Source organism: Clostridium sp. DL-VIII (assembly GCF_000230835.1).
GTDB lineage: Bacteria > Bacillota > Clostridia > Clostridiales > Clostridiaceae > Clostridium.
Window position 1 is genome coordinate 4,507,261 of the sequence record NZ_CM001240.1, and the last position, 12,732, is coordinate 4,519,992.

Here is a 12,732-nt window from a genome sequence, read left to right on the forward strand (position 1 = left end):
TAGGCATAATTAAAATCTTTTCACTTATGAAAAAACACATATCTACATAAAATTCAATTGACCACTTAAATGAATTTCAAATACTTTTTATCCATAGATGATAATTAGTTGTTATCTTTTAACTAGCTTTACATTACTGTTAATAAGAATTTAAATTTATCCTTTACTATTCTTAGCATGAAATTTATATACAGAAAGGAGGTTTAAAGTTGATAAGCATAACCAAACTTTTATGCAATTCCAAAAATTATGGTGACGACTTAAGATATGTTGAGGGTGCCTCATCAGAAAAATTTGGGGTTAGTCCTGGAAAAGGTCCTGTCATCAGTTGGAATTGTACAAAAACCTGTAATTTAAGATGCAAGCACTGTTATGCCAGTTCAGATAATAAAAAATATAATGATGAGCTTACATTAAGTGATTCCAAAAGATTTATTGATGATTTGAAGAATTTTAATGTGCCAGCATTATTGTTTTCTGGTGGAGAACCCTTAATGAAAGAAGACATATTAGATATATTGAATTATGCAAACAAAAAAAATATAAGAAGTACTTTATCTACTAATGGAACACTTTTGGATAAAGATATTTGTAGGTTCTTAAAAAAAATTAATCTTGGATATGTTGGGGTAAGTCTTGATGGCATTGGTACAAGTCATGATGAATTTCGCGGAGTTAAAGGTGCATTTGATAGTTCCTTAATAGGGATTAGACATTGTATGGAAGTAAATCAAAAGGTTGGTCTTAGATTTACTATAACCAAAAATAATTATAAGGACTTAAAAGATATATTTTATTTAATCAAAGAAGAACATATTCCTAGAGTATGTTTCTATCATTTAGCATATTCAGGCAGAGGCAGTAAAATGACCACTGAAGATATTTCTAAGGAAGAAACAAGAGAAGCTTTAGATTTAATAATAAACAAAGCAATTGAATTCGGGCCAAGCGTTGAAATTCTAACTGTTGACAATCATGCTGATGCTGTTTATACCTATCTGAAATCCTTAGAAAAGTTTAAAGATAAATCCGAGAATATATTAAAGCTTTTAAAAATTAATGGCGGGAATAGATCAGGAATGGCTTTTGCTAATGTGGATTTTTACGGTAATGTTCATCCTGACCAATTTACTTGGCAGTATACTTTTGGAAATGTGAAAAAAGAAAATTTTAGCTCAATATGGAAAAATTCTAATCATCAAATCTTAAAAGGTCTTAGAAATAGAAAGACTTTACTAAAAGGTAAATGTTCTACCTGCAAATGGATTAATGTTTGTAATGGTAATTTTAGAACTAGAGCTGAAGCTGTATATAACGACTTTTGGGCTGAAGATCCAGCTTGTTATCTTACAGATGAAGAAATCAAGTTATAATTCATAATTATTGCTAATAAAATTTATATAACTGAATTATACAAAGATTCTAAAGCGTGCTATTTTAAGTAAACTTAACTATAGCCTATATTCAAATTAATTAAAATATTTTATATTATGAAGTTAGGTGATATAAATGATAATATCCTGGAATACTACAAATAGATGCAATTTAAAATGCAGACATTGTTATAGAGATTCAGGTAAGGAACTCAAAGAAGAGTTAAGCACAGAAGAAGCAAAGATACTTATAAATCAAATTGCAAAAGCTAATTTTAAAATTATGATTTTTTCAGGTGGAGAGCCTCTGCTAAGAGAAGATATATTTGATCTGATAAGCTATGCCGTTAAAGCTGGCTTAAGGCCTGTACTTGGAACTAACGGAACCCTTATATCTAAAAAAATGGCGAAGCAATTAAAAGATGCTGGTATTTCTGCTATAGGAATAAGCCTCGATAGTCTTGATTCTGGAAAACATAATCTTTTTAGAGGAAATAATGAAGCTTTCAAAAATACTATATGTGCCATAAAAAATTGCAAAGACTTAGGTATTAGATTTCAAATTCATACTACAGTTATGGATTGGAACAAGCAAGAAATCCTTAACCTTACTGATTTCTCCTCAGATATTGGAGCTGCTGCCCATCATATCTTCTTTCTGATACCTGAAGGCAGAGGAAAAGATATGGCGAATGAGTTATTAACTTCAAAGGAGTATGAAAAATTATTAACTTCAATTATGAATAAACAAAATGAAGTTAATATAGAAATAAAACCAACCTGCGCACCTCAATTTGTTAGAATTGCAAAAGATTTAAATATAAACAGCCGATTTAGCAAGGGCTGTATCGCAGGAATAAATTACTGTATTATTACTCCAAATGGTGATGTTCAGGCTTGTGCTTATTTAGCAGAAAAAGCTGGAAACGTCAGAGAGATTCCTTTTGATCAAATATGGAAAAGCAGTGCTTTGTTTAATAATTTAAGAACTCAGGAGTATAAAGGTATCTGCAATCAATGTAAATCTAAAAACAATTGTGGCGGCTGCAGAGCAAGAGCCGCATATTATAATTCTGGAGATTATATGGCATCTGATGTAACCTGCATTTTTAATGATTAAAATTTATTGCATTTGCGGAGGAATTATTATGGATGAAATAGATAAAAAACTACTTAATTTAATGCAAAACGAAATTCCAATTGATAAACGACCTTTTAAAATATTAGGTAAAAAATTATCCCTTACAGAAAATGAAGTTTTAGAAAGGTTATTCAAGCTGAAAAATGATGGATTCATACGACGTGTAGGTGGCATTTTTGATTCAAAAAAGTTAGGTTATAAAAGTACTCTCTGCGCCGCTAAAATTCCAGAAAATAAAATTGAAGAAGCAGCTAAGTTTATAAATAGCTATGATGAAGTAACACATAATTACTTAAGAGAAGATGAATACAATATGTGGTTTACAATCATAACTTCTTCTGAGAAAAACTTAGATATTATTCTTAAGGAAATACAAAACAATTTAAATTTTAAAGAAATAATAATTCTTCCATCTATAAGGTTATTTAAGGTTAAAGTTGCTTTAAATTTTAAAGGAGATGATAAAAATTGTTTAAAACTTTAGATAAAGAAATAATACTTAAATTACAAGAAAATATTCCTTTATCATCAACCCCATATAAAGACATGGCCGATGAACTTAACTTAAATGAAGATGAATTTATAAATAGGCTTCAATCTTATATTAAATATGGAATATTAAAAAGAATTGGCGCCATTATTTATCATAGAAAGGCAGGTTTCAAAGCTAATGCATTGGTAGTTTGGAAAATTAATACTAAAGACTTAGATAGAATTGGAGAATACTTGATATCTATTCCTGAAATCAGCCACTGCTATGAGCGAAAAGCTTGTGATTCATGGAATTATAATCTCTATACAATGATACATGAAAAAGATAGAGATAGTTGTAATAATGTTATTGTTAAGATAGCAAATGCTATAAGTTGTACAAACTACAAAATTCTATATAGCACAAAAGAACTAAAAAAAACAAGTATGAAATACTTTAGTTAACAAAATATCAAAATAAGAAGCTGAAGCAAAATATACATAATATGCATTTTGATTAATGCATTGATAAAAAAATCAATATATTACATAGCGATTAATTTTTGTTTCAGCTTCTTAATAATTATTAATTCTTTTTCAAAGTGAAATGTCTACTATTCATCATTATAATTTTAATATGCTACACCTTAACTATGAAACATAGATTTTATATATTATTCTTTCCCCTTTTCTAAATACATTTCTTCTAAACTATCTAGAAGCATGTTCATAAGGCTATTATCAAGATTTAAATAGTCTAGTTTTGATTTAATTACTTCTTCTGTTTGAATATACTCTCCCTCAGTCATTTCCTCCCTGCAATTTTCAATTAACGAAGTTATATTACTTTCAAGACTTTCCATATGAAATTGAAAGCCTATAACTCTATTTTTATAAACAAATGCTTGATTACTGCAAGCCTCGCTGGCTGCTATCAGTGAAACTCCTTTGCCAAGTTCACTAAAAGTGTCTCCATGCCACTGGAAAACAGGAAATTCCTTCAAAAATCCTCTAAATGGTGAAGACTTCAATGCTTCTTCAGTAAAATTGACAGGAAAAAAACCTATTTCTTTTTCCTTATTCTTAGTGACTTTTCCTCCTAGAACCTCAGTAATAAGTTGTGCTCCGAGACATATTCCAAGTACAATTTTATTATTATTAATGGCTTCCTTAATAAATTTTTTCTCATATTTTAGCCATTCATATTTCCCCTCTTCATAAATATTCATTGGCCCTCCCATAATAACTAAGAAATCAAACTGATCAATTTCAGGAACTGCTTCATAATTATACAAATGAGTACCAGTTAATTTGTGTCCTTTTTTATAAGCCCATTTAACAATATTACCTGGGTTTTCAAATGGAACATGTTGCAAATAGTGAATTCTCATATCTATTACCTCATTTCAAATTATATATTTCTATCTTTCGGCATTGTTTGCTTCTATTTTACAAAATAGACCTGTGATTTATTAATATAAAAATTTACTTGAAAAAAATTCTACATTTTGATAAACTACAGATAATAGGTAATTTTAATAACCCTGGTGCCACTAGGATTAGCAAATTACCTCGGCTTCATGTTATATTCGTGGTATAACATGAAGCTTTTTATTTTCTTTAACAGTAATTCTTCTACACCATATTACATCTCCCCTTTCATTCACTAAATAATAATCCTAATGTATGATCTATCAGGATTATTATGACAAATTTTAATAATTTGTACTAGAAAACAAAAGGGATAATTGATAAAAATCAATTACCCCTTTGTGTACAATTATATTAAGTTTTATTATACCTCTGCCAATTTCGCTGTCAACCATTTTTTACATTTTTTAAACATCATATTCTACTAACATTTATTCCAAATGGGTTATTTTCTTCATCTCTATCAATCTATTTTTAGAAACAAAATTTAATAAAACTTATAAACACAAAAATTTAATATATCACTAGCCAAATACTGGATTTTGAGCATCATCTTTTTGCTCTAACTTTCCATCAAAATAGAATTTCCGAAATATATTTTTTGAAAAGCCTGCTGGCTTTTCTTTCTAACTTATAAAAGTTGTCCACAAATATGATATTGGCATAACAAGAATCAATGCTGGTATCATATTTGCTACTTTAAAGGCTTTTATTCCACTTATACGAAAGCCTGTTGCAAGCATTATAATACCTCCACATGCAGTAAAATCAGCTATCAAGCCAGGTGTAGTCATTGGTAATATGAAGGCCGCTCCAAAAAACAAACTGAGTAATATAATTATTTGTGGAATAAAAATAAATCCAACTAAATATCCAAGGCTTGCCGAAAAAATTATAGATGTAAAAAAATCTAGAACCGACTTTGCGATTAAAATCGAATGATCTCCTGTCATTCCTTCATTTAAAGCTCCAAATATACCAGTTCCACTAGCTGAGAATAAAATCAGTATCCCAACAAATTTCTCCATGAAAGCACTCTGACTCTCTAAACTAACCGCCATTTCTTCCTTAGCGCTGCTTTTCTTGCTTGAAAATAATCTTTCAATAGGTCTTTTGGCTCTTTCAGCACATCTACCTATTATATCTTCTAATTTAATTAACTCGCCAATTGTACTACCAAGAATTAAAGCTAAAATAACTGCAGGCAGTACCTTCATCTTTACTATATACGTTATTCCCATTCCCATTGATGCTACTCCAAATGTCAATGGCAACGCTAATCGTAATCTCTCTGGTATTTTTTCTCCTAAAAATCCTCCAATTAGTCCTCCCACCAATACTGAAAGAGCATTAACTATTACTCCAATAGGCATCATAATTTTCCTCCAATCTGCTTTTACTTTTGTATATTTGTAATTTAGAAGCTTTTATATAAATTTTATTGTCATATTACTAACCTAGATTATAAGCATTTAGTTATCCATTTAAATATAATAGCTATTTATCATTAAAATTTATATAAACTAAATTACTTTGTAAGTTTACACTATATAATAACTATACACTCAAGAATTATTTTAGAAACAATAAAAAAATAATAGTCTTATGCATTTGCACTCTAGACATATTATTTTTTCTTATAACTTATAGCCTTATTCAATAGGAATTTGTAACTGACAAAAGTCTACCTTATTTGTATCATCATAAAAAGTAGTGTCTAAAAGACAATTATCAATTATGTCTCCTATAATTCTATAGTCATTATAATCAATCCATTTTAATAGCTTATATAAAAATTCAGTATCATAAGGCATTCCATATTTGTACATACACACATATTTTCCTGAAGGTAGTATCATAACATTTTCTATATTACATTCATCTCTTGATAAACTTACATATCCTCCAGCTCCTCTAAATATATCTTTTTTATCCAACTGATCTTTTTTAATAATTGTCCCAAAGGCTTTAGATGGAATAATTCCATATTTACTAATAATACTTCTTATTTTCATCTGAGTAAAATGTAATTCCTTTCTTGATATTTCATTTTCATGTGCCATAAACATAACTCTTCTTTCTGGCAATATCTCTATTGTAGGTTTACATAAGTCCTCCTTAAATTCATGAGCTTTTGAATATACATCCAATCGTTGTTTAATAACATCACGAGTAAGTAACAACTTGTTTATTTCTTTTTGTATAATTTCTTCATGTGAATTAAGTAAAGACATGGCAGTAGTAATATTTCTATTCTTAATATGCTCTTTTATCTTTTTAAGTTTTATTCCCATTGATTTAAGAAAACAGATTTCCCTCAATAGTGGAATTTGATACACACTATAACATCTATAACCATTATCATCAATATGTGTTGGTTTAAATAAATCTATCTTATCATAATAAATAAGTGTTTGCCTTGAAATGTTATGTAATTCAGCTATTTGGCTTATTGATAAATATTTTTCCACATCTATTTCCTCCATAAATACTTATTATACAATTATAACATTACTAAAAGCTTATACATAAAAAAACATGTGGTGCTCTATACAAAACGGATTTGCTTACAGACCACCACATGTTTTTTATTCTACAATTGTATTATTTAATCTTACACTTGTTCCTCTAAAGCTCTTGCTAAAAAAAATCACATTACATTTTTTCCCGCACTCATTCAAAATGTTTTTTCTGATTCAAAGGCTTTCCATGGAATATCAACTACTTTCCCTGAATTTATAATATCATCAATATGAATTAACATTGGGAAATCACTAAGCGAAACAATTCCTTTTTCAGCCAAAAAATGTACATATTTTGCTGCACGAGTTGCAATTACTACTGATTCTAAAGTAACTCCTTTTAATTTTTCCATAGCTTCTTCAAAGGAAAATCCTTGTCCGAGCAAAGTTCCTATTCTACGAGTACGCCCTCCAAAAACAGTTACATAAAGATCACCACTAAAATATATGATATTTTCTTCTCTGCCGCCTATTAATTCAAGTAAATTCTTTGCTTCCTTTATACTTTCTCCAAAAAGTGCCGCTTGTGAATTATAATGCTCTTTTCCTGAGCCATCTGCTCCGATAGCTAAGCCAATAGCCAATGACACACCTAAGGCATAGGCATTCTTTAAGGCTACTGCACATTCAACACCTATGACATCTGTAGATAAACTTATGTGATAATAAGATGTTTCAAATATATCTTTAAGTCTTCTAAGTATATTTATATCCTCTCCGCAAAATACAACTTCAGAATTATCTTTATCCGCGAGCTCATAACTTGTACATGGTCCACCAACAGCATTAATAGAGAGTTTTTTATTAGAAGGAAGCTTGCTTAAAAAGTACTGTGGGTAATTAATAATTTTTCCATCATTTTTTACAATCATTCCTTTTGTTATTGAGATAACAGGAATGTGTTCAGGTATAATAGGTAGTATATTGTCTGCGAACCAATCTACACCAAAACTGCTGACTCCACAAATGATAACCTCAGCTCCATCAATTGCTTCATTTACCTCTTCAATTTGATAGTAGTTAATACCTGTTTTTGGTAATTGACGTTTTAATGTGTTGTGAAATCCTGTAGCTTTTGCAGTGCTTATGATTTCTCTATCTAATGGAGTACCAACAAGTCGTACCTCATTATTATTTTCTGTTGCTGGAAAAGTTAATGCTGATGCCATTTGCCCAGCTCCAATAATTGTAATAATACTCATAATATTACCTCCAATTTCTATATCAATAGACTACATTAAGTAAATCTTTTTTTAGCTTTTTAAGTTCTTCACCAATATCTTTTATCGATGGAAATATATAATCTGCAGATATATCTGAGTTTTTATACATTTCTTCTGAAGTTTCACCACTTAACACGAGAATACTAGTTATACCTGCATTTACTCCAGTTTTGATATCTGTATAAAGTCTGTCTCCCACGATTGCCACTTCTTCTTTTTTGAGATCATACTTTTCCATAATTGCTTCTACTATATATTTATATGGCTTACCTATAACCAGAGGAGAAATCCCCGTAGACGCTTCAAACATTCTTATCATAGCTCCAGTGTCAGGCATATATTTATTATCTTCAATTGGACAGTTAAAATCTGGATGTGTAGCTATGAATGGTATTCCATCCCTTAAATAGTCACAAGCTGTCCATATTTTTTCATAGGTAAGTGTAGTATCAAAACCAATGACTACGTAATCAGGTTTATCCTTTTTATTCTTAACCAATTTAAATCCTGCATCTTCAAATTCCTTCATAAGTGGCTCTGTACCCATTAGATATACTCTGTTTCCTAAGCAATTTTTCTTCATATACCATATAGTAGCTTCACCAGATGTATAAATTTTCTCTTCATTAACATAGCATCCAAGTGCTGCAAGCTTTTCTTTATACGCTGATTTGCTTTTTGAAGAGTTGTTTGTTAAAAATATAAAGTTTTTCCCTTGATCTTTTAAAATATCTAAAAATTCTAGTGCTCCGTCAATTAGCGTGTTCCCGAGATAAAACGTTCCATCCATGTCTAATAGAAAACATTTAATATCTTTTATTTCATTCATTTTTACCTCCAAACCATCGTCCACGGCTTCCTTATATATTATTAGCTCCATATAATTTATCAGCAATTAAATTAGCAATTTCTTCTGTCAATCCAAGGTCATCAATTAAATGCACAATACCATATCTTGTTCTTATGTCCTTTGCAGAAATAAAGCTTTTAATAAATAACTTCTTATGAATTCCAAGTTCTTCAGGATGCCAAACACATCCTCCTGATTTTAATATTTTTTTAATCCTTTCAGAATCTGGAACTATGGCTTCTGCAATAAAGAGAATTTCCTTCCAGCTGTCTGCTATTCTTTCTGCTGCTTTCTGTCTTTTATCTGAGTTCAATTCAATTGCATCTTTTTTATAATTAATTATATTATCGGAAGCATTACCAAATACATCTTCAATGTTTTGTTTCCATTTATTCATATCATAATCTCTGAATTTCTTTTTATTTATAACGCTTTCTATGTCTATACTTTTTAATGATTCAAATAGCATTGCCATAACTACTGTGCCTACTCCAACAAAATTTCCATGTACCCATTTCTCTTGACTATTTTTTGCATGGAACATTATCTCCCATCCATGGGCTATATGATGTTCTGAACCAGATGCTGGTCTTGATGATCCTGCCATGCCTATTGTTATTCCGGATAGAACTAACGCTTCTATTATATTTCTTATGACTTCCTCATTTCTGTCAGGAATTTTAGGTGCAGCTTCAACACATCTATCCACTGCTGCTTGAACCATGTTTGCAATAGTTTTACAATAATATTCGCCTGTTAAAAGCTTTGCAATTGACCAATCAGCCAAAGCGATGTATTTTCCCAGCACATCGCCAAGTCCTGAACAAAGTAAATACATTGGAGCATCCTTCATGATTTCAATATCTGCATATATTCCATATGGATATATGGCTTTATGAGATTCTTTAAATCCATCTACAATTAAAGGCGATACCACTGATGCATAGCCATCCATAGATGGAGCAGTACCAACTATTGCATACGGTATATGTGATCTGTACGCCACATATCTACAAATATCATTTATAACACCTGAGCCTACAGCAAGTATAAGTTCTGTGTCCTCCTCTATTTCAATAAGAACTCTTCCGAGCGCATATACATCAGGTAATAAATGTTCTTGTGGAAATATATACTTTTTTATTGAAAAGTTATTCTTTAGTATTTCTTCTACTCTTCTCCCAGCTACAGTATATGTGTGTATATCCTCTACAATTAATATTTTCTTCTTTCTAAATTCCTTAAGGAATTCTGGAAGCTGCTCTATTATATTACTTCCTATCTTTACAGAATTTATTTCAATACTATGTTTCTTTCCACATTCGCATTCAAAGCTCATCCCCATCAATTCTTCAACTTTTAAATTTGTTATATTCATTAGAACCATCATCCTTTTCTAATTGCGTTTAAGTTAATGGTGTTAAAGAGTACTCTTAAGCACTCTTTAACATTTTAATTTGTCTAATACCTTATAGAGTACCAGTAAATAGCTGGAATATCTTAATTACTATCCAATTCAAGAAATTACCACCCATATCTAAGCTTGAAATTGTTGATGTTCCTTGTGGCATTGTAAATTGAGCCATTTGCGCCATTTGAGTATGGAAACTTGCAATATTAGTTGCCATTAATAGTGCCAACGCCATAACTATTGTTCCTGATATAACCGAGTGAACTATATTACCTTTTGCTGAACCAACTATAAACGCAACATAGAAGCAAATTGTTGCTAAATCTCCAAATGGTAATACCTGATTTCCTGGTAATATTACTGCTAAAAATAATGTAATTGGAACTAATACAAGTGCAGTTGCAATAACTGCTGGATGTCCAACTGCTACTGCTGCATCTAAACCAATTGTAAGCTTTCTATCTTTACCAAAGTCTTTCTTCTGCAAAAATTCTCTAACTGATTCTGAAACAGGAATTAACCCTTCCATAAGTATTCTAACCATTCTAGGCATTAAGAACATAACTCCAGCCATAGCAATACCTATTTGTAAAATTTTATCTACACCATAACCAGCAAGAACTCCAAGAATAATACCGAGAATAAGACCCATCATCATAGGCTCTCCAAAAATACCAAATCTCTTTTGAATTGTATCTGGATCTGCCTTTAAATTTTTAATACCTGGAATTTTCCTTACAACACTAACAATTGGAATACCTATAAGACCACAAGCAGCTGTCGAACCAGTTGGTAACGATACACCTTCAAGTCCAAAGAATTCCTGAACCATTGGAGCTGTTTTATCTGCAATCTTAAGAACAGCAATTTCATATAAAATACCAGCCAAAATAGAAAGTAACCAGTTTCCATTAGTTAATACATATACAGTTGCACCAGCTGCAGTAAAGTGCCAGTAGTTCCATATATCAATATCAACTACATTTGTTACTTTTATGGCAAGCATTACCAAATTCACTAGCATTGCTATTGGAATCATTATTGCTGCTATAGGAGACGCCCAGCTGATTGCAGCTGCTGCGGGCCATCCTACATCTATTATGCTTAGATGTAATCCATATCTAGTAACCATTTGCTGAGCTGCTCCACCAAGATTTGTTGTAAGCAATCCAACAACTAGATTTATACCAACAAAGCCGATACCAATTGTAATGCCTGATCTAAATGCTTTTTTAAATCCTTGTCCAAATATCATACCAATAATAGTAATTGTTAATGGCAGCATAACAGTAGGGCCTAAATTCAAAATGTATTTTACTACATCTAATAACATTATATTTCCTCCCATAATATCAATTTTTATTTATTCTCAAAACTCTTAATGCTTAATAATTATATAAAATTTAAATTTATATCTTTATGTGTTATAATAATAAATGATTCATTTAACCTTTTTTGTATAGGTCCACCCTTAAAGTGGCCTATTTTTTTATACTAGAACTTCAATAATCGCTTTATCTACTTTTCCTGGATTAATGTTTGTTAGATAATTCATAGCATTAACTACAGGAAATTTATAATTTCTTGATGAAATTGTAGTTGTTACCAAAAGATCTGCTTGATCTTCATAACCACCAACTTCTGATATCTTACATTGTATAATCCGCGCATTGATACCATTGGCTGAAACTAATTCCTCTACTTTTTTGCACACAACTGTTGAAGTTGCTATCCCTGTACCACAAGCTACTAATACCACTTTTTGTTTATCCATTTTTTTACCTCCTCAAATGGAATTTCATATCCTTATATTATTTATTCACTTTCATAATTAAAACTTGAAACGATATCATATATTTCATCACTATCTTTTGCCTGAATCATATTCTTCAAAACACTTTCATTTTGAATTAAAAACATTAATTGCTGTAACATTAATATCTGGCTGTGTGGTTCATTTAAAGCCATAGTAAATACTATATTAACATTTACACTTCCATTTCCATCCATAGAATTAAATTTCACTGGACTTTTTAGTGTTGCAATGGCTATAGCTGGCTTTTTAACATGAACCGCATCTGTGTGAGGTATTGCGACATTATACTTTCCAAGCAATAAACCTGTAGGAAACTTGCTTTCCCTATCTACTAATCCATTAAAAAACGATTTTTCTACGAAACCGCCTTCCAGCAATATTGGAGATATTTTTCCAAAAACCTCCTCAGCAGATCTAGCTTCAAGATCGTTTACAACTAAATCTCTTCTTAAAAATTCTCTTATACTTCCAGCCATAAACCTTCCCCTTTTCTT

General features: G+C 30.6%; 13 protein-coding genes. 4 read left to right on the forward strand and 9 right to left on the reverse strand.

Annotated elements, in window-relative coordinates; translation table 11 throughout:
- Window positions 1-209 precede the first annotated feature (209 nt).
- The 4 genes from nirJ1 (at window position 210) to CDLVIII_RS20740 (ending at window position 3,450) form a co-directional block, all read left to right on the forward strand.
- Window positions 210-1,373 carry a putative heme d1 biosynthesis radical SAM protein NirJ1 gene (gene nirJ1 / locus CDLVIII_RS20725; protein ID WP_009171430.1) on the forward strand — a complete coding sequence of 388 codons (1,164 nt, stop codon included), beginning with the start codon at window positions 210-212 and terminating at the stop codon, window positions 1,371-1,373.
- A gap of 136 nt (window positions 1,374-1,509) precedes the next feature.
- Window positions 1,510-2,493: a putative heme d1 biosynthesis radical SAM protein NirJ2 gene (nirJ2, locus tag CDLVIII_RS20730; protein WP_009171431.1), complete on the forward strand. Its 984-nt coding sequence runs from the start codon at window positions 1,510-1,512 to the stop codon at window positions 2,491-2,493.
- Between the two features lie 28 nt (window positions 2,494-2,521).
- Window positions 2,522-2,998, forward strand: coding sequence for an AsnC family transcriptional regulator (locus tag CDLVIII_RS20735; protein WP_009171432.1), 477 nt, complete (start codon window positions 2,522-2,524; stop codon window positions 2,996-2,998).
- The gene (locus CDLVIII_RS20740; RefSeq protein ID WP_009171433.1) at window positions 2,983-3,450 is read left to right on the forward strand and encodes an Lrp/AsnC family transcriptional regulator; all 468 of its coding nucleotides are present in this window, start codon (window positions 2,983-2,985) and stop codon (window positions 3,448-3,450) included. Before CDLVIII_RS20735 ends, CDLVIII_RS20740 begins: the two co-directional genes overlap by 16 nt.
- Window positions 3,451-3,659: 209 nt before the next feature.
- On the opposite strand, the gene CDLVIII_RS20745 is transcribed toward CDLVIII_RS20740, so the two are convergent.
- The 9 genes from CDLVIII_RS20745 to CDLVIII_RS20785 all read right to left on the reverse strand — a co-directional run bounded on the left by CDLVIII_RS20745 (window position 3,660) and on the right by CDLVIII_RS20785 (window position 12,714).
- Window positions 3,660-4,376, reverse strand: coding sequence for a type 1 glutamine amidotransferase (locus CDLVIII_RS20745; protein WP_009171434.1), 717 nt, complete (start codon window positions 4,374-4,376; stop codon window positions 3,660-3,662).
- A 666-nt stretch (window positions 4,377-5,042) separates the two neighbouring features.
- Window positions 5,043-5,792: a DUF554 domain-containing protein gene (locus CDLVIII_RS20750; protein WP_009171435.1), complete on the reverse strand. Its 750-nt coding sequence runs from the start codon at window positions 5,790-5,792 to the stop codon at window positions 5,043-5,045.
- 276 nt (window positions 5,793-6,068) lie between these two features.
- A complete protein-coding gene (locus CDLVIII_RS20755) occupies window positions 6,069-6,887 on the reverse strand; it encodes a MerR family transcriptional regulator (protein ID WP_009171436.1) in 819 nt (272 codons plus the stop codon).
- Window positions 6,888-7,093: 206 nt separating this feature from the next.
- Window positions 7,094-8,140 carry an NAD(P)-binding domain-containing protein gene (locus CDLVIII_RS20760; protein ID WP_009171437.1) on the reverse strand — a complete coding sequence of 349 codons (1,047 nt, stop codon included), beginning with the start codon at window positions 8,138-8,140 and terminating at the stop codon, window positions 7,094-7,096.
- Window positions 8,141-8,162: 22 nt separating this feature from the next.
- Entirely contained in the window at window positions 8,163-8,990 is an 828-nt protein-coding gene (locus CDLVIII_RS20765) for an HAD-IIA family hydrolase (RefSeq protein ID WP_009171438.1), read from the reverse strand.
- Between the two features lie 31 nt (window positions 8,991-9,021).
- Entirely contained in the window at window positions 9,022-10,389 is a 1,368-nt protein-coding gene (locus tag CDLVIII_RS20770; RefSeq protein ID WP_009171439.1) for a sn-glycerol-1-phosphate dehydrogenase, read from the reverse strand.
- A gap of 91 nt (window positions 10,390-10,480) precedes the next feature.
- The gene (locus CDLVIII_RS20775) at window positions 10,481-11,755 is read right to left on the reverse strand and encodes a PTS galactitol transporter subunit IIC (RefSeq protein WP_009171440.1); all 1,275 of its coding nucleotides are present in this window, start codon (window positions 11,753-11,755) and stop codon (window positions 10,481-10,483) included.
- Window positions 11,756-11,911: 156 nt separating this feature from the next.
- Entirely contained in the window at window positions 11,912-12,196 is a 285-nt protein-coding gene (locus CDLVIII_RS20780; RefSeq protein WP_009171441.1) for a PTS sugar transporter subunit IIB, read from the reverse strand.
- A 41-nt stretch (window positions 12,197-12,237) separates the two neighbouring features.
- Complete coding sequence (locus CDLVIII_RS20785; RefSeq protein ID WP_009171442.1) at window positions 12,238-12,714, reverse strand: PTS sugar transporter subunit IIA; 477 nt, start codon at window positions 12,712-12,714, stop codon at window positions 12,238-12,240.
- Window positions 12,715-12,732: the final 18 nt, after the last annotated feature.